Raw genomic sequence first — 22,567 nt, 5'->3', positions numbered from 1 at the left:
CGGCCACGGCACCGGGGCTGCGTGTCGATGGGCCGCTCGGGTGCGGCCTCGCCGACGGTTCGGCCGGTGTTACACCCAGCGGACGATGTCGACCGTGTCGTTCGTCTGCGGGGGCTCCTGGAGGGACTGCTGCGGGAACAGCGGGCGGATTGTCTCCTCGTCCGTGTCGATGAGCACGGCGAGGTGGTTGGTGTTGTTCACCCACGAGGAGACTTCGTCGGCCGCGGTGGGGCCGTTGACGCCGCCGCTCATGGGCAGGTCGCGCAGGTCGACGTGGTGGCCGGCGCCGATGCCGTAGGCCGGGCCTCGATTGTTGTAGTCGCGGTACAGGCACAGGGTGGCGGGCGGGCACGGCTCGCTGTCCTGGAGCTCGACCACGCCGGGCGGCAGGTGGTGGGCAGCGGCGTCGGCAGTGGTGGTGCCGGGGAACAGCACGATGACCACGGCTGCGGCTGCCGAGGCGGCCACGCGGGCCAGACTGCTGGGTCGCTGGAAGCTGGTCGTCATCACTTCTCTCCAAGGGGCTGATCGCCTGGCCGTGCCGGGCGCGCAGGGAACTGCTCGGGCCCCGGGAGTCCTGTACCGGCCCCGGAGTCGACCGGAAACCGCGGATTCCTCGATGGGGCGTCTCCACCTCGGGGAAATTACTCTGTGCATTTAAATTATTACCGAATGTGTTCGCGCTGGCGTGTTCGTGGCCCCGCATGGGCCGCCGCCCTCCGGCACCGCTTTGATCAGCACGGATGTCGGGGCGCGGCCGTCGGCAGCCGCGTTCCGGCAGGCGTGCCGGAGGCGCTGCTGTACCCGACCGGACGCATCGCGCGGCAGTTGGGCGACGGTGGGCGCGGAGCGCCGCCGGCCGGCGGCGCTCCGGAGCCGGTGCGGCGGAGGAGCGTCAGCCCGCGTGCCGCCACCAGAAGGAGCCCGGGTGGAAGTGCCTGGTCACGCCGAGCCGGCGCCAGAGCGGGTCAAGGATCTTCCGCAGTTCCGGGGCGGCGTGGATGAAGGCGTTCGGCAACTGGACGTCGAAGCGCTCCGGCGCGGCGGTGAGCAGCGCGGCCAGGAGGTACTGCTCCGAGTAGAGGCGCCAGCGCCAGGACTCCGGATAGTCCGCCGGAAGCATGATGTCGTGGACCTGGATGAGCACCCCCGGCTTGAGGCGGGGCAGCAGCTCGAAGAAGAAGACCATGACGTCGGAGCCCATCTGGAGCCGGTGCGAGCCGTCGACGAAGAGGATGTCGCCCGGCTCCAGTTCGGCGAAGACGCCGAGTTCGGCGTCCTGGAGCGGGACACGGATCACCTCGTCGCAGAGGTGGTCGATATGGGCCCGGGGCTCCGGGTCGATGGACGTGATGCGGGTGTTCAGGCCGAGGTCCCGGATGGCCCGGCGGGCGAACTTGGTGGAGTTCCCGGAGCCGACTTCGAGATAGCGGGCCGGCCTCTCGGAGGCGAGGAAGCCGTAGAGCGAGAGCGCGTCCAGCGGGGGCAGCCAGGTGTTGCCCCAGTAGGCGGCGGACGCCTTCTCCACCCCTTTCAAGGGGATCCCGGCCAGCTGGTCGGCGTACTCCAGGAAGCCGGTGAGGTGTTCGGCGTAACACTCCCGGTTCCTCTCCAGGAGCTCGCGCACGGGGCCGAGTTCGGCGCGCGGCTCGGGTGTCACCACATGGTCCAAAAACACCGGCTTGGCCAGGCCAAAAGCCCACATGACCAGGCCGAACGCGGTGGGCTTGCGCTCCAGCCGGTCGAGTCCACGGCGTAAAACGGGGAGCCGCTCCAGCAGGGTGGGAGTGGGTTCGGGCACGGCATTCGGAGTCTGCGTGTGCAAGGAGGGGGAACCTTTCGATCGGTTGGACGGCCGAGAAGGGTGAGCCACGGGTCCCGCAAGCGCTGTTCGGTCAGGGCGGTGGAGGCAGTGGAGGCAGCGGAGGCAGTGAAGGCGGCGGAGGTGGTGGGCTTGGTGTTGACGGTGGAGTCGGCGATGCTTCGGACGCCGGTGATCCTTTCCCGGATCGGTCCCCGGTATCCACGAGGGCCGTCCGTACGGCGCCGGCGGGCCCGGCCTCCCACCGCGCAGGGTCGGATGGCAGGTGCAGGCACCCTCTGTCAGCAGCGGTCAAGTCTCGCCGAGGCCAGTGCAGTGCGCGATCGTCGCATCGTCCGCCGCCACCGCGTGGCGGGCCTCCGCCTGCCGGACACGGCGGATGATTTCGGCGGGTCCGCTCGATGCCAGGAGGGCGATGACCGTCGGCCAGTCGGCGAGCCGGAACCGGTCCACGATGCGGCTGGCCCCGTTGCTGAGCAGAGTGGCACCGGCCAGCTCGGAGACCGGACAGCTCCCGGTGATCGCTTCGTCCGCCGCCCGGGGGTCGTCCTTGGCCACCCAGAAGCCGCCCGGCTGGTTCCGGTTGGCCCGTAGCTCTCGGAGGACGCGGTGGTGCGCGTCGCTCCCCTCGGTAGTGGCTTCGAGCGCGGACGCGTAGGGGCGGCTGATGACCACTTCCCGGGGATCGGAGACGACGAGCGGCGCGCCGTCCGCCCGGTCGAGCACCAAGGTCGAATCACCGAGCACCAGATACTCGACGAGGCCGTCGGACAGGCGCAGGACGGCTACGGCTGCCGACGGGCTGATCGGGGCGGCTACGTCGCAGGTGTCCCGGTGATCGTTTGTCACCCGCTCGATGGCCTCGGCCAGCAGCTCCGGGAGGCTGCGGTTCCGTGCGAGGGACAGAAGGACGAGGAGGCCGCCTCCCAGGCGGTTGGCGTACCAGGCCACGCCATGCCGACAGACCGATGCGGTGCCGGGGATGCCGGCACCGTCGACCAGCACCGCTGCCGTCGGCAGGGCGCTGGTGAAGTCCTCATTCGTGCGGCCGGTCCGCGCCACAGCACTCGTCATCGTCACCCGCATGCCCTGATCCTGCCCTCCCGGCGGTAGGGCCACGCGCCACCCGGCACCCGTCCGGATCACGGGCAGTAACCGGACGGCTGACCCCGACGGCTCAGTGGCCGGGGCCGAGGCCGGGGTGCGCGAGGACCGCATCGGAAGCGCTGCCTGATCCTCGCCGCGCCCCTCTCGCATAGGCGTAGACGTGCCCGCCGGCCACAAGCAGGCGGGCGGGCATTCGCCGGGCCGCAGGCGGCCTGTCGCGGTGCGGCGGGAGCCACCCCGATCGGGCACGAGACCCCCGTGTCGCCGATGCCGCAGTAGCCCGCCGGGTTCTTGTCGAGGTACTGCTGGTGACGGTCATCGACGGTGTCATGGCGCAGTCGTGCGATGCCCGCCGATCGGTCGTTCGAGGGCGTGTCGATTCTTCTGAGTCGTCAGGAGTTGATTTCTGGCCGTATGGCTCAGTTGCCAGACCGTAGACGGGTTGGTGGTCGTTACTTCAGTGGTCGATTGATCACTGAACGAGGAGAAATCATGGCCGTGTTCACTGCCGCTCTGGTAGCCCGTCACAGCAACAAGCTCGTGTCCGTCACCGCCTCGGGGACCGAGGACGGAGCTGAGGTCGTCCAGTGGACGGACAAGAACAAGCCCAACCAGCACTGGAACCTGGTGGCGACGACGGGTGGCTACTACAACGTCATCGCCGTGCACAGTGGCAAGGCCCTGTCCGTCACTGCTTCGGATACCGAGGACGGTGGGACAGTCGTGCAGTGGACGAACAAGGGCAAGCCCAACCAGGAGTGGAAGCTCGTCCAGAAGGACGACGGGTACTTCTCCCTGGAGGCACGCCACAGCGGCAAGCTTCTGTCCGTCATCGGTGAGGACACTGCGGACGGCGCCAAGCTCGTCCAGTGGACCGACAAGGACAAGCCCAACCAGCAGTTCCGCCTCGGCTGAACCGCACCTTCGGAGCTCCGTCGGCTGCACCCGGTGGGGCTCCGTTGTGTCTGGCGCCAGCGTGTGCGGCATCCGTGGGCATTTCCCACCCACCGCACGGCGATCACCGCTGCACACACAGCGTGAGCGCAGTGTCATTGCGGTGACAGCGCGGCTTCCATGCCTTCACTCCCCGGCGGGAGCCACCCCGATCGGGCACGAGACCCCCGTGCCGCCGATCCCGCAGTAGCCCGCCGGGTTCTTGTCGAGGTACTGCTGGTGATATGCCTCGGCCGGCCAGAACGTGCGGCCCTCCGCCGGGAGGATCTCCGTGGCGATCGCGGAGTGGCCGGAGGCCGTGAGGACCTTCTGGTACGCCTCGCGGGAGGCTGTCACGGCGGCCTCCTGCTCGGGGGAGTGGGTGTAGATCGCCGAGCGGTACTGGGTGCCCACGTCGTTGCCCTGGCGGAAGCCCTGGGTCGGGTCGTGGGACTCCCAGAAGAGCTTCAGCAGCTCGGCGTACGAGACGGTCTTCGGGTCGAAGACGACGCGGACCGCCTCGGTGTGGCCGGTCAGACCCGAGCAGACCTCTTCGTACGCGGGGTTCTCGGTGTAGCCGCCCTGGTAGCCGACGAGCGTCGTCCAGACGCCGTCCGTCTGCCAGAACTTGCGCTCGGCGCCCCAGAAACAGCCCAGCGCGAAGTCCGCGACCTCCAGACCCTGCGGGTACGGGCCGAGCAGCTGGTTGCCGAGGACCGTGTGGTGGGACGGGACGGCGAATTCGGGGGTGGGGCGGCCCTTCAGGGCCTCCTCCGGGGTGGGGAGCTGAGGGGTGCGGCGTTGCAGGAACATGCGGGGGCTCCTCCTGGGACGGGTGTGCAGTGCGTACAACGCGGCGGGAGCGCCATGGATTCCGCCCGCCAGGGCCGGGCCCTACCGCGGCAGCGTCGCCGGGCTGCCGCCGTTCGACTCGTAGCCGGCCACCGCCAGCGCCCGGTAGACCGTGTACTCGGCGGCCGGGTCGGGGTCCTGCGTCCACGGCAGCGCGCCCACGTGGCCGTCGATGTGGACGAGCTGGTTCATCGCCTCCGACCAGCGCTCCATCCGGACGAGGAAGAGGACCAGCAAATGGCGGACGTGCGCGAGCATCGGGTCGTCGGGGCGGGCCGCGTGCACCGCGAACAAGGCGCCCTCGACCGCCTTGGTCACCACCAGGCCGCGGTAGAAGCCCTGCACCAGATTGACCTCGGGCAGATGCTCGTACACCGCGAAGAGCGGCAGCGCGGCCAGCAGCGAGCCCTGCGGGGCGCGGGCGGCGGCCGCGGTGGCGAAGCGGTCGGCGTCCTCGCGCGAACCGTGCCACTTCTCGCACCAGTAGTGCAGCGCGGCGATGTGCGCGCCCATGTGGGCCGGGGCCCGGTCCATCACCTTCGCCCAGAGCCGGTCGAACTCCTCGTGGGAGTAGCCGAGTCCGCGGGAGACGGCCAGTTCGGTGAGGTACGGAACGGGGTCGCCCGGCGCCAGCAGCGCCGCCTCGCCGCAGACCGTGCGGGCCTCCTCCAGGATGATGCGGAAGTCGTCCGTCCCCGCGGTCGACGAACGCCACGCCTGCTGCACCAGGAACTCGGCGTGCACCGCCGCACCGCCCGCGTCCTTCGGCGTCTGGGCCCGCCACTTGCGCAGCCACGCACCACCGACACCGGGCTGCTGCGCCAGCTCCAGCGAGGCGGCCCCGGCGAAGGCCTGCACCCGCTGCCACCGCACCTCGCCCTCCTTGGGCGTACCGGCCAGCAGCTGCGAGGCCGCCCGCCAGTCCTGGGAACGCTGCACGACATCGAGCACATCGAGAAGATCCTGGTCCGGGCCCGGCAGCCGGATGTCCAGTTCCTCCTGGCGCACGAAGCCGTAGGCGTCCGGGTCGGCGGCGTCCGGGGAACCAGGCGCGACCTGGCGGATTCCGCCGCGGCGGCGCAGCACGAAGGGGCCGACGACCGCGGCGAGCATGCACAGGGCGAGCAGGAACCAGAGAATCTCCATGCACCCATTGTCACCGGACGGCCCGGTAGTCCGGTGGGCGCCCTCGGGACGAACTACGCTCGGGCCCCATGAGCGACCAGCACAGCTTCGAGACCCTCGCGATCCACGCGGGAAACACCGCCGATCCCCTCACCGGCGCCGTTGTTCCGCCCATTTACCAGGTGTCCACGTACAAGCAGGACGGTGTGGGCGGACTGCGCGGCGGCTACGAGTACAGCCGCAGCGCCAACCCGACCCGTACCGCACTGGAGGAGAACCTCGCGGCCCTGGAGGGCGGCCGCCGCGGACTCGCCTTCGCCTCCGGCCTCGCCGCCGAGGACTGCCTGCTCCGTACGCTGCTGACCCCCGGCGACCATGTGGTCATCCCGAACGACGCCTACGGCGGCACGTTCCGGCTGTTCGCGAAGGTCGTCTCGCGGTGGGGCGTCGAGTTCTCCGTCGCCGACACCTCGGACGTGGCGGCGGTACGGGCGGCGATCACCCCGCGCACCAAGGCGATCTGGGTGGAGACCCCGTCCAACCCGCTGCTCGGCATCACCGACATCGCCGCGATCGCCGGTGTGGCCCGCGCCGCGGGTGCGCGCCTGGTCGTCGACAACACCTTCGCCAGCCCCTACCTCCAGCAGCCCCTGGCCCTGGGCGCCGATGTGGTGGTGCACTCCACCACGAAGTACATGGGCGGCCACTCGGACGTCGTCGGCGGCGCGCTGATCGTCAACGACCCCGAACTCGCCGAGGAGTTGGCGTACCACCAGAACGCGATGGGCGCGGTCGCCGGACCGTTCGACGCCTGGCTGGTGCTGCGCGGCATCAAGACCCTGGCGGTCCGCATGGACCGGCACTGCGAGAACGCCACCAAGGTCACCGATCTGCTGACCCGGCACCCCAAGGTCACCCAGGTCCTCTACCCGGGGCTGCCCGAGCACCCGGGCCACGAGATCGCCGCCAAGCAGATGAAGGCGTTCGGCGGCATGGTGTCCTTCCGGGTCGAGGGCGGCGAGGAGGCCGCGGTCCAGGTCTGCAACCGGGCGAAGCTGTTCACCCTCGGTGAGTCGCTGGGCGGCGTCGAGTCGCTCGTGGAGCACCCCGGCCGCATGACGCACGCCTCGGCGGCGGGCTCCCCGCTGGAGGTGCCGGCCGACCTCGTCCGCGTCTCCGTCGGCATCGAGAACGCCGACGACCTGCTGGCCGACCTGACGCAGGCACTCGGCTAGGGGCTTTCGTTCGGATCAGGCCGGATCAGGGTGCCGGGGCACGCGAGCCCGGCATGATCCAAACGAGAGGCCCTGGGGGGCGGGGGCTTTCTGCAAGAAGTCCGGGCGGGCCCGCACACTCGGGTCCGCCCGGTCATCCGCGGCATGTCAGGCGTTGACCTTCTCGTCCTCCAGCATCGCCCGGATCTGTTCGCGCAGTTCCGGGCTGTCGCTGTGCTCATGGACGGAGACCGCATGCTCCGTCGCGGCCCGTACGACTTCCTCTTCCTCACCGGAGATGGTGAGCGAGCAGTGCGACACACTCGGATGCTTGCGGCAGTCAGCGATCTTCCTGGTCATGGCAGCCTCCTCGGCTGGATCCGCATGCCGCCCATTCCAGGATAGTTCGCCCGGAATTGCCGCTCACCAGCCCTCCAGCGGCGTCGTCTCGGCGGGAGGTGCCTGCCAGGGATGCGCCGCCATCGCCCAGACCGTGAAGGCCACCACCGCCGCGCACGCCACCAGCAGCATCAGCCGGCGGGCGAACAGCCGCCGGCGCAGCAGCCTGCCGCCGCGCTCCGCCACCCGCTGCGCCAGATCGGCGGGCACCTGGGGATGCGGGCCGTCCAGCATCCGCCGGACCTCGTCCTCCCGGTCGCCGCCGCGGCTCACCGCGCGACCCCCAGCGGACCCGGTGTGCCCCGCCGCGCCGTGGGCCGGCGGGTGCCGCGCATCGTGGCCACCGAGCGGTTGCAGACTGCCCGCACCCGCTCCACCGGAAGGCCGAGCAGCGCCGCGGCCTGCTCCTCCGCGACCCCCTCGTACAGCCGCAGTACGAGGACGAGGCGTTCCTGCGGCGTCAGTGGGTCCAGCAGCCCGCCGCGCGGCCGGTGGTGCCGCCAGACCTCGTGGGCGAAGCGGACGGCGAGCTCGCGCCGGGTGCGGTCGTACGGATCCTCGCCGCGCAGCCGGTCCCACCGCGCGTACGTGCGCGCCAGGGCGGCCGTGAGCAGCCGCTGGGCCCGGGGATTGGCTCCCGGCGGACGCATGGGCTCGGCGGTGAGCAGCGTGGCGGTGTGCAGCAGACGGCCGGCCGCGCCCGCGACGAAGGTCTCGAACTCCTGGGCGCGGCGCCGCTCCCGGCCCGTCTGGCGCTCTCGCACAGTCCACATACGAGCCGCTGCGGGTCTCCCGGTCAAGAGGTGTGCAGCAGGTCGGTCCGGACCCGGAGCTTCCGTCAGCCGGCCGGGGGTGCCTGGTGCGAGGTCTGGCGGGCGGCCAGCGAGGTGTTGAACCGGGTGAGCAGTGCGCAGAAGGTCTCGCGCTCCTCGGCCGTCCAGCCGTCCGTCACCTGGGTCATGAGCTCGCGCCGGGAGCCGCGGACCTCGTCCAGTCGCGCCTGGCCGCGCGGCGACAGCTGGAGCACGACGGCCCGGCCGTCCTCGGGGTGCGAGGTGCGCTTGACCAGCCCGGTGTCGACGAGCGGTGCGACCTGCCGGGTCACGGTCGAGGAGTCGATCCCCATGCCCGCGGCGAGTGCCTTGACGCCCATCGGCCCTTCCCGGTCCAGCCGGTTGAGCAGCAGATAGGCGGCCCGGTCCATGGAATTGCGCACCTGGCCTACACCGCCGAGGCGGGTCTGCTCGGCACGGCGGGCGAATACCGCGACCTGGTGCTGCAGAGCGTCGAGGACGTGGTCGGAACCCGTGGGTTCGGGGGCGGCGCCCCCGGAAGGAGACGCAGCTGTCGTCATGTCCTGAGGGGGCATGGCCGGGGGCTCTCTTCGTGCGGTGTCGGATGGGTGGGGGACAGAGTACGCGGCCACGGGGCAACGCGTACCAGCGCTGCACAAACCTGTGGACAACGGTCCAGGAGGGGGCCGGACGCGGCGGCCGCCGCCCTGCCGAGCGGCGGGACCTGCGGGCCGAGCTGCAAGACTTACGGTATGAACTTCCGCGTGACCGGCCACTTCCCCCCGCTGATCCTCGACGACATCCGCGGGGCGCAGAAGATGCTCTCCGGCGTGGCCAGGGTGACCGCCATGGAAGGCAGCCGCCACCTGAGCGACCTCGTGGGCGCGCCGGTCCATTTCAAGTGCGAGAACCTCCAGCGGACCGGCTCGTTCAAACTGCGTGGCGCGTATGTACGGATCGCGGGCCTGTCCCCGGTGGAGCGGGCGGCCGGAGTCGTCGCCGCGAGCGCCGGAAACCATGCGCAGGGTGTCGCACTCGCGTCTGCGCTGCTCGGTGTACGGTCCACGGTCTTCATGCCGGTCGGGGCGCCGCTGCCGAAGGTGGCCGCCACCCGGCAGTACGGGGCGCAGGTCCGGCTGCACGGACATGTCGTCGACGACACGCTCGCCGCCGCGCAGGAGTACGCGCGGGAGACCGGTGCGGTCTTCATCCACCCCTTCGACCACCCGGACATCATCGCCGGACAGGGCACGGTGGGCCTGGAGATCCTCGAACAGTGCCCCGAGGTGCGCACCATCGTCGTGGGGATCGGCGGCGGTGGTCTCGCGGCGGGCATCGCGGTGGCGGTCAAGGCGGTCCGGCCCGATGTGCGGATCGTCGGGGTGCAGGCGGCGGGTGCGGCCTGCTATCCGCCCTCGCTGGCCGTGGGCCATCCGGTGTCGATCGGTTCGCTGAACACGATGGCGGACGGCATCAAGGTGGGGCGCCCCGGCGATGTGCCGTTCGAGCTGGTCAGGGAGCTGGTCGACGAGGTCCGTACGGTCTCCGAGGACGAGCTGTCCAGTGCGCTGCTGCTCTGTCTGGAGCGGGCGAAGCTGGTGGTGGAGCCGGCCGGTGCGAGCCCGGTCGCGGCGTTGCTGAGCGATCCGAAGTCGTTCCGCGGGCCGGTGGTCGCGCTGCTCTCGGGCGGCAATGTGGACCCGCTGCTGATGCAGCGCATCCTGACCCACGGCATGGTGGCGGCCGGCCGCTATCTGAGTCTGCGGCTGCGCCTGACGGACCGCCCCGGTGCGCTGGCCACCCTGCTGGGCGTGCTCTCGGTGGTCGACGCCAATGTGCTCGACATCGGTCATGTGCGGACCGATCCCAGGCTCGGGCTCACCGAGGTCGAGGTGGAGCTCCAGCTGGAGACGAAGGGGCCGGAGCACTGCGCGGAGGTCTCGGCGGCGCTGCGGGACGCGGGCTATCTGGTGATGAGCTGACCCTCGCCTGTCCCGATGTGTGCCAGGCGCGGAAAGACCGGCCGGGCCGAACCGGGCCGCGCTCGCCCCGGGTGCTCTTCGGCAACCCGGGCGTGTCGCCGTCGGACGGCCGGCCGATGGCGCACCCGGTCCGGGCGTCGCTGATCCGCACACGCAGGGAGCCTCCGGCCCGTCGGGCCGGAGGCTCCCTGCGTCGGTGGTGCGGGATCAGCCGGTGTACGGCTTCGCCGCCAGGATCTTCACGGTGGCCGTCTTGCCGTTCGGCAGCTCGTACTCGGCGTCCTCGCCCATCCGCTTGCCGTTCACGCCGGTGCCGAGCGGCGACTGCGGGGAGTACGTCTCGATGTCCGAGCTCGCGTACTCGCGCGAGGCGAGCAGGAAGGTCATCGTGTCGTCCGGGTCGTTGTCGAAGGAGATCGTCACGACCATGCCGGGCTCGACCACGCCGTCGTCGGCGGGTGCCTCGCCGACCTTCGCGTGTTCCAGGAGCTGGGTCAGCTGGCGCACCCGGAGCTCCATCTTGCCCTGCTCCTCCTTGGCCGCGTGGTACCCGCCGTTCTCGCGCAGGTCGCCCTCCTCACGGGCCGCCGCGATCTTTACGGCGATCTCCGTGCGCGCGGGACCAGACAGGTACTCCAGCTCGGCCTTGAGCTGGTTGTACGCCTCCTGCGTGAGCCAGGTGACGTTTTCGCTGGTCTGGGTCACAGGGTGCTCCTCGTCGGTACTGGGAATACAAAGCATCGCCCTACCCGTAAGCATGTGCTTCCACGGGTGGGCGAAACCACGAGCCTAACAATTCCGCAGGAAAAGGGGGAGAAGGTAAATCGACGGGACCGCGTATGCGCAGGTCGGGCCCGGGAACGGTGGGTCAGGGCCGGCGTGCGCCGGTCAGTGCGAGGCCCCGTCGTCGACGGTGCAGCCCAGCAGCTCGACGCTGGTCGCCCTGGACGTCGTACGCAGCGTCAGGATCCGGTCGATCCGGTCCGTGCGCTCGTCGAAGCGGAAGTCCTTGCGGGCCACGTCGCTGCCGTCCTCCTGCTGCGCGCGCAGGGTGCAGTAGCCCTCGACGTCCTTGTCCTTGCGCACTTCGAGGTGGATGTCGACCCGCTCGTCCGAGACGACCTTGCGCTTGATCACCTCGGCGCTGATGCCCTGGCCGGCGACGTAGTCGTAACCGATCCAGCCGACCACACCGAGAAGCACGACGCCCAGCACCGAGCCGATGATCTTCAGCCGGCGGTCCGCGCGCTGGTCCGCGGAGCGGCCGTAGCGGTTCTCCGGAGGCGCCTCGGGCACCGCGGTCATGATCGTTCCTCCTGGGCCGGGGATCGAGGAATTTTCCACCCCCCGGTTCGGTCACTATAGAAGCCTGCCCATGTGCCGAATCACTGAGGATCGAGTCTTGACCGAGCAGCTGCGACTGATGGCCGTCCACGCCCACCCCGACGACGAGTCGAGCAAGGGCGCGGCCACCATGGCCAAGTATGTGTCCGAGGGGGTGGACGTGCTGGTGGTGACCTGCACGGGAGGAGAGCGCGGCTCCATCCTCAATCCGAAGCTCCAGGGCGACGCGTACATCGAGGAGAACATCCACGAGGTGCGCAAGAAGGAGATGGACGAGGCCCGGGAGATTCTGGGCGTCGAGCAGGAGTGGCTCGGCTTCGTCGACTCGGGCCTGCCCGAGGGCGACCCGCTGCCGCCGCTGCCCGAGGGCTGCTTCGCGCTGGAGGACGAGGAGAAGGCCGCGGGCCGTCTCGTCCGCAGCATCCGCGCGTTCCGTCCGCAGGTCATCACGACGTACGACGAGAACGGCGGGTACCCGCACCCCGACCACATCATGACCCACACGATCACGATGATCGCCTTCGACGGTGCGGCGGACACCGAGAAGTTCCCCGAGTCGGAGTTCGGCCCGGCCTGGCAGCCGCAGAAGCTCTACTACAACCAGGGCTTCAACCGGCCGCGCACGGTGGCGCTGCACGAGGCGCTGCTGGCCCGCGGCCTGGAGTCGCCGTACGGCGACTGGCTGAAGCGCTGGAAGGAGTTCGAGCGCGACGAACGCACGCTGACCACGCACGTTCCGTGTGCGGACTTCTTCGAGATCCGCGACAAGGCGCTGGTCGCGCACGCCACGCAGATCGATCCGGACGGCGGCTGGTTCCGCGTTCCGATGGACATCCAGAAGGAGGTCTGGCCGACCGAGGAGTACGAGCTGGCGAAGTCCCTCGTCGATACCTCCCTCCCCGAGAGCGACCTCTTCGCGGGCATCCGCGACAATGCCTGATATGTACGCGACCCAGGCACTGACCGACCTCGTTCCGCTTGCCGCTGAGCTCGACAAGAACAAGGTGACCCCCGGCGTTCTCGGCTTCATCGTCTTCGCGGCGCTCGCCGCGGGCGTATGGCTGCTGATGAAGTCCATGAACCGGCACATGGGCAAGGTCGACTTCGAGGAGGCCCCGGACCCGGACGCGGTGGCGGCCGACGCCACCGCGGGGGCGGGCTCCGCGAAGCGGAAGTAGCGACGGAAGCAGGCGACGGCGGCCCGGAAAGTCCCGGGCCGCCGCCCCGTCGCCCGGCGTCGGTCCGGCCGGTTCATGGCCGGACCGGACCCGAAGCCGTCCTCAAGCGCCGGACGGGCCGTGCCCGGCCGGGACCGGTACGCCCATGACCTCCCGGGCATGACGCGTCGGCGTCATGCCCAGGCGCCATGCCTGCCAGCCGTCCTCCAGGTCCACACCGCGGTTCAGCACCACCGTGAACGCCTCCGCGCAGTCCTCCAGCTTGCCGTCACGCGCCGGATGCCCGGCCCCCAGCAGCTCGGCCAGTTCCTGCTGGGCCACCACCGTGCCCACCTCGCTGCCGCCCGGTGACGCGTAGGGCAGCAGCGTGCAGCGCAGGAAACGCGCCCAGTCCGCGCCGCGCGCGTCGCCGTAGGAGTCGAACAGCTCCACCGCCTCGCCGCACAGCTCCAGCGCCTGCGGGGCACGGTTGTTGCCCGCGTCGATCAGCGCCAGCTCCAGGCACGTCCACGCCTCGCCGTGGGCGACCCCGATGCGCCGGAAGTCGGCGCGGGCGTCCACCAGGAGCTGGCGGGCGAAGCCGGAGTTGCGCAGGTTCCCGGTCTGGGCCGCCCGCTGGTCACGGGTGACCCGGCCCGAGTGGTGGCGGGCGCACGCCAGCCCGTACACGTCCCGCATCCGGGAGAACATCGTGCGGGCCCGCTCCAGCTGCCGGACGGCCGGATCGGTGTCGCCGTTCTCCTCCAGCGCCTGGCCCAGGTAGAACAGCGTCCACGCCTCACCGCGCGCGTCCTCGTTGTCGCGGTGGCGGGCCAGCGCCCCGTTCAGCTGCTCCACGGCCGGGGCCGGGTCGCCGTCCAGGAGCCGGGCGCGGGCCAGCTGGGTCAGCGCCCATGCCTCGCCCCGCTCGTCACGGGTGCGGCCGTACAGGTCCAGGGCCCCGCGCAGCGCGACCTCGGCCCGCTCCACCGCGCCCATCCGCAGCAGGGTCTGGCCGAGCTGGAACAGGGTCCACGCCTCGCCGTGCAGCGACTCGCCCTCCCGGTGCAGGGCCAGCGCGGTGTCCAGCAGGGTCAGCGCCTCCGCGAGCCGGGCCCGGTCGCGCTCGACGGCCGCCAGCGCGTGCAACGACCAGGCGCGGTCCTCCGCCTGCTCCTCGGAGGACTGCAGCTCGATCGCCTCGCGCAGCCGCGCCGACGCCTCGGTCAGATTGCCCTGGTGGTGCAGGGTGATGCCGAGCGAGCAGAGCGCCAGCGCCGTACCCGCCCCGTTCTGCGCCTCGCGGTACAGGCCGACGACCGACGACAGGGTGGTCCGGGCCTTGTCCAGCTCGCCGAGCTGACGGGCCGCGATGCCGGTACGCCACTGCACGGACCGCTCCAGCAGCCCCTGGTCCACCGCCTGCGTCAACTCGCTGATCTCGCCCAGCCGGTAGAGGTCGCCGCGCAGCAGGCAGTAGTCGCACAACGCGCCCAGCAGGTCCAGCACGGCCCCCTGGTCGACACCCTCGGCGTGCCGCAGCGCGGAGGTGATGAAGCTCGACTCGTCGTCCAGCCAGCGCAACGCCGAGTCCAGCGAACCGAAGCCGTGCGAGCCGAACTGCCCGGCCCGGGTGGACATCTTGCCGTCCACCATGCGGATCACCGCACCGGCCAGGTCCGCGTAGTTCCGGATCAGCCGCTCCTGTGCCGCGGTACGGTCCGCCGCCTCCTCCTCGTCCCGCAGCCGGGCCAGGGCGAAGCCCCGTACGAGGTCGTGCAGCCGGTAGCGCGAGCCGCGCACATGGGTCAGCAGCCCGGCCCCGGCCAGGGCCTTCAGTAGCCGCTCGGCCTCCTGCTCATCGGCGGACAGCAGCGCGGCCGCCGCGGCGGCGCCGAGGCTCGCCCGCCCGGCCAGCGCGAGTCGGCGCAGCAGCCGCCGCGCCTGCTCGGACTGGTCGGTGTAACGCAGCGACAGCGCCCGCTCGACCGGGGCGACCGGACCGTACCCGGCGAGATCGGCGGCGAGGGCGTCGCGGGTGCGTGTCCCCAGCGAGGAGCCCGCTATGCGCAGCGCGAGCGGCAGCCCGCCGCACAGCTCGGCGACGGTGTCCGTCGCCCGCGCGTCGTACGGCCCCTCCTCCGTCCCGGCCGTCTCGCGCAGCAGCTCCTCCGCGCCGGCCGCGTCCAGCGCGCCGACCGGCAGGTGGTGGACCCGGGCCGGGATGTCGGCCGGCAGCTCCAGGGGCTCGCGGGCGGTGACCAGGACGAGGCTGTCGGAACGCTCGGGGACCAGTGTGCGGACCTGCTCCGCGTCGCCCGCGTCGTCGAGCACGATCGTCACCGGGGTGCCGGTCAGATGCTGGTGGTACAGCTCGCTCAGCCGCCGCACCTGCTGCTCGGCGGACGCCCTGCCCCGGGCCGACGGGTCCGCCCCGCCGGGGGACGCCCCGTCCCGGAACAGCAGCTGCTCACGGGGCGCGCCCAGCCGGTTCAGCAGGTGCAGCAGCGCGTCACGGGTCGGCAGTGGCGCCTCACCGGCCACATCGCCGCGCAGGTCCACCACGCAGGCGCCGCGGAACAGGTCCTTGAGGCCGTGCGCGGCCCGCAACGCGAGCGTGGTGCGTCCGGAGCCGGGCGTGCCGTGCAGGACGACGACGGTCGGTTTGGTCTCCGTCGACGCGCGGGCCTCCCGCACCCACCGGGCGATCTGCTCCAGTTCGGCCCGCCGCCCCGCGAACGGTTCGTCGGACGCGGGCAGATGGCCGAACGACTGCTCCAGCAGCGAGCGCGTACGGGCCGCCGCGCTGCGGTCCGTGCGGCGCAGCGACGGAGCGGTCCGCGACTGCGGCGGGACCTTCTTCGGCGGGGTGCGGGACGAGGCGGTGAGCATCCGCTGCTGGTCGATGAAGGGGCGGATGCCCCGCACTTCGAGCGCCGCCAGCCACTGGAGCCGCAGCTGTTCGGCGCCGCCGGGCTGCCCGAGCGCGCCGGCCCGGCGGTGGGCGGCGGGCCAGTGCGAGGCGGTGACCTTGGCGACGGTGGCGGTGGCCCCGGCGACCGCGACGACGGCGCCCGCGCCGAGCGCCGGTCCCGTCGCCGTGCCGAACGCGACATCCGCGCCGAAGGCGGCGACCGCGGCAACTCCGGTGACCAGCAGGGGTGTTCCCAACGCCGCCCGGCTGAACCGCTGCGACAGCGGCTGCGTCCCGGCCTCCGCGGCGTCCAGCGCCTGGAGATACGCGGCGTACTCGTCGTCCGCGGCGGCCGCCAGCGAATCCAGCGCGGCCCGCCCGCGTGCCGTCAGCGTCCCGGCGTCGGCCCGACCGCCCGAGCGCCGCACCTCTTCCTCCACGGCGCGCACCAACAGCCCTTCGGCTTCGGCCCGATGGCTGTCCCGCATGTGTGTCCCCCTCCGGATACGACGGTTGCGACGGCATCGGCCGGCATCGCCGCCCAGTCTCCTGCGTACGGCGCGTCAGCGCGAGAGAGTGATGCGATCAACCGGGGCTGAGAGAGGATGTGGCCATACCGAATCGCCTGGACCGTGAGACTTCCCCGTACCTCCTCCGGCATGCCGACAATCCTGTCGACTGGTTGCCCTGGTCGCCCGAGGCGTTCGAGGAGGCACGCAGGCGGAACGTGCCGGTGCTGCTCAGCGTCGGCTACGCGAGCTGCCACTGGTGCCAGTGCGCTTGCCGAACCCCTATGTGTCGACCAGTTGTGAATCGGAGAGGTGTGTTGCTCCGGGTTTGTGGGCGCCTCCAGCATTTCGCATGACGCTGTCCGAGCGAATGCCGATCGTCAGATGGCTCCCAGGTCGACAGTGACGGAGAAGGGCGCGGCAGCCTTGATCACGCCGGTGAACATCTCGCCATCCCTGTAGGCCTTGGTGGCGGGGTCGAGAACGTAGGTGTAGATGATCGGGACGCCGGTGGCGGCCTGTTCGATCCGCCAGTAGAAGGGGATGCCGGCCTTGGCGTACTGGTCCACCTTCACGATCCGGTCGGTGGTTTCCGAGCCGGGCGATACGACCTCGACGACCAGAAGTACGTGTTCGGGGCGGGTGGGTGTGAGGTCGATGGTCTCAGCCCGGTAGACGACGACGTCTGGACGGCGGTTGGTGAGGGGAACGTCCTGCAGGCGGACGTCGAAGTCCGTGTCGGCGTTCCAGTCCAGGCCTGCGGCGGCGTCCAGGGCATTGGCCAGGATCCGGGTCAGCCGGTTGTGCCGCTTGGATGCGCTCGGGCTCACAACGACCATCCCGTCCACGATCTCAATGCCGGCGCACTGCTCATCGGACCAGGATTCGTACTGCTCCGCGCTGATCTGCGTATGCATCCATGCGGGCGCCACCATCTCGGCGGTCATGGTGTGCCTCCTTCGAGGAGCCTCAACAGTTCCAGCGCTGCTGGGCTCAGCCTACTGTCCTGTGATGCCGAGGCGCCCGATTTCGGAAGAGCGCGATCGCCTTCCCTCTCTGCCTCTTCTCTGTTTCGGCGCACCGACAGCCCTGGGACCGGTGGGGCCCTTGTCGTGCTCGTCGAAGCCCGCCTGGCGAGCCGTCTCGATTGAATGCTCGTCCCAAGTGAGTTGTGACGAGTGGGGAGGACGAGTGGGGAGGCGGTCGTCCATCACGTGATGGCGGATAAGCGCAGTTCGGCCAAGCGAGGCAGAGCCTGTGCAGGGCTCACCGACGGGGGTGGGCATTGTGAGAGGCTGGATCGCATGAACCGGCTAGCTGGTGTGACCTCGCCGTATCTGCTTCAGCACGCTGACAATCCGGTCGACTGGTGGCCCTGGACGCCGGAGGCTTTCGAGGAAGCGCGGCGCCGCGATGTGCCCGTTCTGCTGTCGGTTGGCTACTCAGCGTGCCACTGGTGCCATGTGATGGCGCACGAATCCTTCGAGGACGACCGGGTCGCGGCCTATCTGAACGAGCACTTCGTCCCGGTGAAGGTCGACCGCGAGGAACGGCCCGACGTCGACGCCGTGTACATGGAGGCCGTGCAGGCGGCGACCGGTCAGGGCGGCTGGCCGATGACCGTCTTCCTGACCGCCGACGCCGAACCCTTCTACTTCGGCACGTACTTCCCGCCCGAGCCGCGCCACGGAATGCCGTCCTTCCAGCAGGTCCTCGAAGGTGTCTCGGCCGCCTGGACCGAGCGCCGCGACGAGGTCGCCGAGGTTGCCGGACGCATCGTCCACGACCTCACCCAGCGCTCCCTCGTCCACGGCGGCGAGGGGCTGCCCGGCGAGGCGGAACTGGCGCAGGCGCTGCTCGGGCTCACCCGTGAGTACGACGAGAAGCACGGCGGGTTCGGCGGGGCGCCCAAGTTCCCGCCGTCCATGACCATCGAGTTTCTGCTGCGTCACCACGCCCGCACCGGGGCGGAGGGCGCCCTCCAGATGGCCGTCGACACGTGCGGGGCGATGGCCCGGGGCGGAATGTACGACCAGCTCGGCGGGGGCTTCGCCCGCTACTCGGTGGACCGGGAGTGGGTCGTACCCCACTTCGAGAAGATGCTCTACGACAACGCGCTGCTCTGCCGGGTGTACGCGCACCTGTGGCGGGCCACCGGCTCGGAGGCGGCCCGCCGGGTCGCCCTGGAGACCGCCGACTTCATGGTGCGCGAACTGCGCACCGCCGAGGGCGGTTTCGCCTCCGCGCTCGACGCGGACAGCGAGGACGGGGCCGGGCGGCACGTGGAGGGCGCGTACTACGTGTGGACGCCCGGACAGCTGCGGGAGGTGCTCGGCGAGGAGGACGCCGCCTTCGCCGCGGAGCACTTCGGGGTGACGGAGGAGGGCACGTTCGAGGAGGGCTCCTCGGTCCTCCGGCTGCCGTGGGCGGACGCCGGGGCGGACGCGGACCGGGTCGCCCGGGTGCGGGCCGCGCTGCTGGCCGCCCGCGAGCTGCGCCCGCGCCCCGGCCGGGACGACAAGGTGGTCGCCGCCTGGAACGGTCTGGCGATTGCCGCGCTCGCCGAGACGGGCGCGTACTTCGACCGCCCCGACCTCGTCGAGCGCGCCACCGAGGCCGCGGATCTGCTGGTACGGGTGCACATGGGCGACGTCGCCCGGCTGGACCGTACGTCCAAGGACGGGCGGTCCGGCGGGCACGCCGGGGTGCTGGAGGACTACGGCGACGTGGCCGAGGGCTTCCTCGCCCTGGCCTCGGTCACCGGCGAGGGCGTCTGGCTGGAGTTCGCCGGCTTCCTGCTCGACATCGTGCTCCAGCACTTCACCGGCGAGGGCGGCCAGCTGTACGACACGGCGGACGACGCCGAGCGGCTGATCCGCCGCCCGCAGGACCCCACCGACAACGCGACCCCGGCCGGCTGGACGGCGGCTGCCGGGGCACTGCTCTCGTACGCCGCGCACACCGGCTCCGAGGCCCATCGCACCGCCGCGGAGGGGGCGCTGGGTGTCGTGAAGGCGCTCGGGCCGCGGGTTCCCCGGTTCACCGGCTGGGGCCTCGCCGTCGCGGAGGCCCTGCTCGACGGGCCGCGCGAGGTCGCGGTCGCCGGACCGGTCGGCGGCGAGCTGCACCGTACGGCGCTCCTGGGGCGGGCGCCCGGTGCGGTGGTGGCGGCGGGGGAGACGGCCGGGACGGAGTTTCCGCTGCTGGCGGACCGGCCGATGGTGGACGGGGCGCCGACCGCGTACGTGTGCAGGCACTTCGTCTGCGATGCGCCGACGACGGACCGGGAGGCGCTGGCGCGGAGCCTCGGATCGAGCCCGTCCGACGACTGAGGACGGAGCCGTCCGGGGACTGAGGCCGAAGCCCCGACTACAGCGTCAGCCCGCCTTCGAGCGTGTCCAGCGCCTGGTTGATCAACATGATCAGGTCGCCCTCCTGACCGTGCTCGCCCCAGTACAGCGTCACCTCGCGCAGCGCCCCCAGCACCGCCGCGATGAACACCCTGACCTCCAGGTCGTCGGGGCTGCGGCCGCTGCGGTCGGCGAGTACCTGGGCGAGCATCTTCGCCGTGTCCGACATGGTCTCCGTCATCCGCGCCCGGATGGCGGGGACCTCCACCATCAGCCGGGTGCGCTGCCGCAGTTCCTCCTCCTCGCTCGCGAGGAACGCCGTCAGCGCCTTGGCCACGATGAACCGCAGCGACTCCAGCGGCGGTTCGTCGGCCGGCCGGTTGCGCAGCTCGGCCTCCATGATCGGGTCGTACTCGTCGGTGAGGACGATGTCCTCCTTGGCCGCGAAGTACCGGAAGACGGTGCTCGGCGACACCTCGGCAGCCTCCGCGATCTGCTCGATCGTCGTGGCGTCGTACCCCTGCTCGGAGATCAGCCGATAGGTCGCCCGACGGATCGCGATCCTGGTCTTGAGCTTCTTCCGCTCGCGCAACCCCAGTGGGGGCGGCGTTCCGGGGGCGGAAACGGAAGGGGGACGAGAGGTGGCGGCCATGGTCGCCATTGTCAGGCATCGGCGGGTGCCGGGGCCATGTCCGTCCGCTCCTGCGACGGGGTGGGGAGGTTCGTCAGGAACGCCCCGACCAGCAGCGCCGACACCAGGGCCGTGACAGCGATGACTTGCAGCACCACGCTCATGCCGTGGAGATACGCCGCGTCCGCGGAGTCGGCCAGCCGCTGCGCGCCGAACTTCGCCGCGACGACATGGGCGGCGACGACCGAGTCACCCGCCGCGTCCGCGGCGGCGGCCGGTACGCCGGTGGTGTCGAGCCGGCCGCTGTACGCACCGGCGAGCAGGCTGCCGAGCAGCGCGATCCCGAGGGCGCTGCCCGTCTGCCGTACGGTCATCAGCAGCCCCGACCCGCTGCCCGCACGGTCCGCGGGCAGGGCAGCCAGCGCGGCGTCCATCGCGGGGACGACGGCGAAGCCGAAGCCGACCCCGGCGACGGAGAGCCACAGCGCCGTGAAGCCGTAACCGCTGTCGACCGTCGTTCGGCTGCCGAGGAGCGCGGCGAAGGCGAGCACGACCAGGCCCGCCGTCATCGTGGCGCGCGCCCCGAACCGCTGGGTGACGGGGGCGCCCGTCTTCGCGGCGACGATCAGCCCGCCCATCATCGGCAGCATCCGTACCCCTGTGCCGAAGGCGTCGTGGCCCAGGACCGCCTGGAGGTAGCCGGGCAGGATGAACATCAGCCCCGACATCACGAACATCACCAGCGTCGCGGCGAGCGCGCTCAGCAGGAACGGCCGCTGCCGCAGCAGGGACATGTCGAGCATCGGGCGCTCGGCGCCGTGTTCCCGTACGACGAGCGCGGCGATCAGCACGACACCGGCGGCCAGCATGCCCGGCACCAGCGGGTCGCCCCAGCCGCGCCCGGGCGCCTCGATGATCGCGTAGATCAGCGTGCCGAGACCGGTCGCGGTCAGGGCGGTGGAGACGGCATCGACCTTCGGGGAGGCCGGGTCGCTGGTCTCCGGGAGCAGGAACACGCAGGCAGTGATGCCGATCGCCACCATCGGGATGTTGATCAGGAAGATCGAGCCCCACCAGAAGTGGTCCAGCAGCCAGCCGCCGAGGATCGGGCCGAGCGGCAGTCCCAGCGCGGAGGCGGCCGAGACGATACCGATGGCCTTGACCCGGTCCTCGGGCGCGCCGAACAGCGAAGGCAGCACGGCCAGCGCGAGCGGCATGACGAGCGCCGCGCCGATGCCCATCACACAGCGGGCGGTCACGACGGCGGGCACGGCGTCGGCCAGCGAGCCGATGAGCGAGCCGATCAGAAAGATGCCGAGGCCGGTGATGAGCATCCGGCGACGGCCGAACCTGTCACCGAGCAGCCCGGCCGGGAGCATCAGAGCGGCGAAGACCACGACGTATGCGTCGGCCATCCACTGCTGCTCGCCGGTGGTCGCGCCGAGCTGTTCGGCCATGGTCGGCAGCGCCACGTTGAGGATCGTCATGTCGAATCCGAGGACGAGCATGCTCGCGACCAGCGCGCCCAGGGCCCACCAGCGTCGGTTCATGGAAACGCTCCTTTGAGAGTCACAGTCAAGTGAAAGTAACTATCAAAAGATGGTGAGTGTCAATGTTTTCGGCGCGCCGGGGCCCTGGCATGGCGAATGGCCGCGGCTTTCAAGCCACGGCCATTGCGGGAGAGGGGGTGGAAGGGGGTGCTCAGCTGTGGTTGTAGGCCACCAGCGAGATACCGACGTAGTGCACGACGAAGGCCGCCAGGGTCAGCGAATGGAAGACCTCGTGGAAGCCGAACCATTGCGGTGACGGATTGGGCCGCTTGATGCCGTAGATGACACCGCCGGCGCTGTAGAGCAGCCCGCCGACGACGACCAGCACCAGCACCGCGATCCCGCCGGTCCGCATGAAGTCCGGCAGGAAGAAGACCGCGGCCCAGCCCATCGCTATGTAGCAGGGCGTGTACAGCCAGCGCGGGGCGCCGACCCAGAACACCCGGAAGGCGATGCCCGCGGTCGCCGCCGCCCAGACCGCCCACAGGAGCGGGGTTCCGGTCGACTCGGGGAGCAGGAGCAGGGTCAGCGGGGTGTAGGTGCCCGCGATGATCAGGAAAATATTGGCGTGGTCGAGCCGGCGGAGCACCGCCTCGCCGCGCGGACCCCAGGTGCCGCGGTGGTAGAGCGCGCTCACGCCGAACAGCAGGCACGCGGTCAGAACGTAGATGCCGCAGGCGATCCGGCCGCGGGCGCTGTCCGTCAGCGCGATCAGCACGACCCCCGCGACGATCACGGCGGGAAACATTCCGGCGTGCAGCCAGCCACGCATCCGTGGTTTCACCGGGACGGTGTCGGACTCGGCTGATTCCAGCCCGGCTGGCTCGGGCGCGGCGGCGGCAGCAGTCATTCCCGCATCGTACCTACGCAACCGTAGGTAGCGA

Annotated in this window: 22 protein-coding genes and 2 pseudogenes; 7 read left to right on the top strand and 17 right to left on the bottom strand. The window is 71.0% G+C overall.

Features of this window, described 5'->3' with window-relative positions; all coding sequences use genetic code 11:
* Positions 1–69: 69 nt before the first annotated feature.
* From OG611_RS02475 to OG611_RS02460, 4 genes and pseudogenes are all read right to left on the bottom strand, one after another.
* Positions 70–507: a peptidase inhibitor family I36 protein gene (locus tag OG611_RS02475; RefSeq protein ID WP_266415084.1), complete on the bottom strand. Its 438-nt coding sequence runs from the start codon at positions 505–507 to the stop codon at positions 70–72.
* Between the two features lie 388 nt (positions 508–895).
* Entirely contained in the window at positions 896–1,825 is a 930-nt protein-coding gene (locus OG611_RS02470; protein ID WP_266415083.1) for a class I SAM-dependent methyltransferase, read from the bottom strand.
* Positions 1,826–2,113: 288 nt separating this feature from the next.
* On the bottom strand, positions 2,114–2,908 hold the full coding sequence (locus OG611_RS02465) for an integrase (RefSeq protein WP_266415081.1): 795 nt from the start codon (positions 2,906–2,908) through the stop codon (positions 2,114–2,116).
* 236 nt (positions 2,909–3,144) lie between these two features.
* A pseudogene (locus OG611_RS02460) lies at positions 3,145–3,240 on the bottom strand (peptide-methionine (S)-S-oxide reductase); the annotation flags it as partial.
* A gap of 181 nt (positions 3,241–3,421) precedes the next feature.
* Here OG611_RS02460 and OG611_RS02455 point away from each other — a divergent pair.
* Entirely contained in the window at positions 3,422–3,844 is a 423-nt protein-coding gene (locus tag OG611_RS02455; protein WP_266415079.1) for an RICIN domain-containing protein, read from the top strand.
* A 165-nt stretch (positions 3,845–4,009) separates the two neighbouring features.
* Here the strand turns inward: OG611_RS02455 and msrA are convergent, their stop codons facing one another.
* On the bottom strand, positions 4,010–4,675 hold the full coding sequence (msrA, locus tag OG611_RS02450; protein ID WP_266415076.1) for a peptide-methionine (S)-S-oxide reductase MsrA: 666 nt from the start codon (positions 4,673–4,675) through the stop codon (positions 4,010–4,012).
* A gap of 81 nt (positions 4,676–4,756) precedes the next feature.
* Positions 4,757–5,860: a hypothetical protein gene (locus OG611_RS02445; protein ID WP_266415073.1), complete on the bottom strand. Its 1,104-nt coding sequence runs from the start codon at positions 5,858–5,860 to the stop codon at positions 4,757–4,759.
* Between the two features lie 68 nt (positions 5,861–5,928).
* Here OG611_RS02445 and OG611_RS02440 point away from each other — a divergent pair, with 68 nt between their 5' ends.
* Complete coding sequence (locus tag OG611_RS02440; protein ID WP_266415071.1) at positions 5,929–7,074, top strand: cystathionine gamma-synthase; 1,146 nt, start codon at positions 5,929–5,931, stop codon at positions 7,072–7,074.
* A gap of 147 nt (positions 7,075–7,221) precedes the next feature.
* Here OG611_RS02440 and OG611_RS02435 read toward each other — a convergent pair whose 3' ends face one another.
* The 4 genes from OG611_RS02435 to OG611_RS02420 all read right to left on the bottom strand — a co-directional run bounded on the left by OG611_RS02435 (position 7,222) and on the right by OG611_RS02420 (position 8,821).
* Positions 7,222–7,413 carry a DUF1059 domain-containing protein gene (locus tag OG611_RS02435; protein WP_266415069.1) on the bottom strand — a complete coding sequence of 64 codons (192 nt, stop codon included), beginning with the start codon at positions 7,411–7,413 and terminating at the stop codon, positions 7,222–7,224.
* A 63-nt stretch (positions 7,414–7,476) separates the two neighbouring features.
* The gene (locus tag OG611_RS02430) at positions 7,477–7,725 is read right to left on the bottom strand and encodes a hypothetical protein (protein ID WP_266415067.1); all 249 of its coding nucleotides are present in this window, start codon (positions 7,723–7,725) and stop codon (positions 7,477–7,479) included.
* Complete coding sequence (locus tag OG611_RS02425) at positions 7,722–8,216, bottom strand: sigma factor-like helix-turn-helix DNA-binding protein (RefSeq protein ID WP_266415065.1); 495 nt, start codon at positions 8,214–8,216, stop codon at positions 7,722–7,724. Before OG611_RS02425 ends, OG611_RS02430 begins: the two co-directional genes overlap by 4 nt.
* A gap of 74 nt (positions 8,217–8,290) precedes the next feature.
* Positions 8,291–8,821, bottom strand: coding sequence for a MarR family winged helix-turn-helix transcriptional regulator (locus OG611_RS02420; protein ID WP_266415063.1), 531 nt, complete (start codon positions 8,819–8,821; stop codon positions 8,291–8,293).
* 177 nt (positions 8,822–8,998) lie between these two features.
* Between OG611_RS02420 and ilvA the strand changes: the two genes are divergently transcribed.
* Positions 8,999–10,228, top strand: coding sequence for a threonine ammonia-lyase (gene ilvA, locus OG611_RS02415; protein ID WP_266415061.1), 1,230 nt, complete (start codon positions 8,999–9,001; stop codon positions 10,226–10,228).
* Positions 10,229–10,435: 207 nt separating this feature from the next.
* Here the strand turns inward: ilvA and greA are convergent, their stop codons facing one another.
* Both greA and OG611_RS02405 read right to left on the bottom strand, forming a co-directional pair.
* A complete protein-coding gene (greA, locus tag OG611_RS02410) occupies positions 10,436–10,933 on the bottom strand; it encodes a transcription elongation factor GreA (RefSeq protein ID WP_266415059.1) in 498 nt (165 codons plus the stop codon).
* 183 nt (positions 10,934–11,116) lie between these two features.
* On the bottom strand, positions 11,117–11,533 hold the full coding sequence (locus tag OG611_RS02405; RefSeq protein ID WP_266415057.1) for a DUF4307 domain-containing protein: 417 nt from the start codon (positions 11,531–11,533) through the stop codon (positions 11,117–11,119).
* Positions 11,534–11,630: 97 nt separating this feature from the next.
* Between OG611_RS02405 and mca the strand changes: the two genes are divergently transcribed.
* Together mca and OG611_RS02395 are read left to right on the top strand one after the other, a co-directional pair.
* On the top strand, positions 11,631–12,512 hold the full coding sequence (gene mca, locus OG611_RS02400) for a mycothiol conjugate amidase Mca (RefSeq protein ID WP_266415055.1): 882 nt from the start codon (positions 11,631–11,633) through the stop codon (positions 12,510–12,512).
* Between the two features lies 1 nt (position 12,513).
* Positions 12,514–12,750 (top strand): hypothetical protein, encoded by a 237-nt coding sequence (locus OG611_RS02395; RefSeq protein WP_266415053.1) that lies wholly within the window; start codon positions 12,514–12,516, stop codon positions 12,748–12,750.
* A 102-nt stretch (positions 12,751–12,852) separates the two neighbouring features.
* Here OG611_RS02395 and OG611_RS02390 read toward each other — a convergent pair whose 3' ends face one another.
* Entirely contained in the window at positions 12,853–16,131 is a 3,279-nt protein-coding gene (locus tag OG611_RS02390; protein WP_266415051.1) for a tetratricopeptide repeat protein, read from the bottom strand.
* A 125-nt stretch (positions 16,132–16,256) separates the two neighbouring features.
* On the opposite strand from OG611_RS02390, the pseudogene OG611_RS02385 reads away from it, so the two are divergent.
* Positions 16,257–16,415, top strand: a pseudogene (locus tag OG611_RS02385) (DUF255 domain-containing protein); the annotation flags it as partial.
* Between the two features lie 117 nt (positions 16,416–16,532).
* Here the strand turns inward: OG611_RS02385 and OG611_RS02380 are convergent.
* Complete coding sequence (locus tag OG611_RS02380; RefSeq protein WP_266415049.1) at positions 16,533–17,099, bottom strand: Uma2 family endonuclease; 567 nt, start codon at positions 17,097–17,099, stop codon at positions 16,533–16,535.
* A 357-nt stretch (positions 17,100–17,456) separates the two neighbouring features.
* Between OG611_RS02380 and OG611_RS02375 the strand changes: the two genes are divergently transcribed.
* Positions 17,457–19,484 carry a thioredoxin domain-containing protein gene (locus tag OG611_RS02375; protein ID WP_266415047.1) on the top strand — a complete coding sequence of 676 codons (2,028 nt, stop codon included), beginning with the start codon at positions 17,457–17,459 and terminating at the stop codon, positions 19,482–19,484.
* A gap of 37 nt (positions 19,485–19,521) precedes the next feature.
* Here the strand turns inward: OG611_RS02375 and OG611_RS02370 are convergent, their stop codons facing one another.
* The 3 genes from OG611_RS02370 to OG611_RS02360 form a co-directional block, all read right to left on the bottom strand.
* Positions 19,522–20,154 (bottom strand): TetR/AcrR family transcriptional regulator, encoded by a 633-nt coding sequence (locus tag OG611_RS02370; RefSeq protein WP_266415045.1) that lies wholly within the window; start codon positions 20,152–20,154, stop codon positions 19,522–19,524.
* A gap of 11 nt (positions 20,155–20,165) precedes the next feature.
* Entirely contained in the window at positions 20,166–21,683 is a 1,518-nt protein-coding gene (locus OG611_RS02365) for an MFS transporter (protein WP_266415043.1), read from the bottom strand.
* 151 nt (positions 21,684–21,834) lie between these two features.
* On the bottom strand, positions 21,835–22,533 hold the full coding sequence (locus OG611_RS02360) for a hemolysin III family protein (RefSeq protein WP_266415040.1): 699 nt from the start codon (positions 22,531–22,533) through the stop codon (positions 21,835–21,837).
* Positions 22,534–22,567 lie beyond the last annotated feature (34 nt).

This window comes from Streptomyces sp. NBC_01363 (assembly GCF_026340595.1).
Taxonomy (GTDB): Bacteria; Actinomycetota; Actinomycetes; order Streptomycetales; family Streptomycetaceae; genus Streptomyces.
Note: the sequence above shows the minus strand (reverse complement) of the source record. Positions and strands in the feature narration are given on the sequence as shown.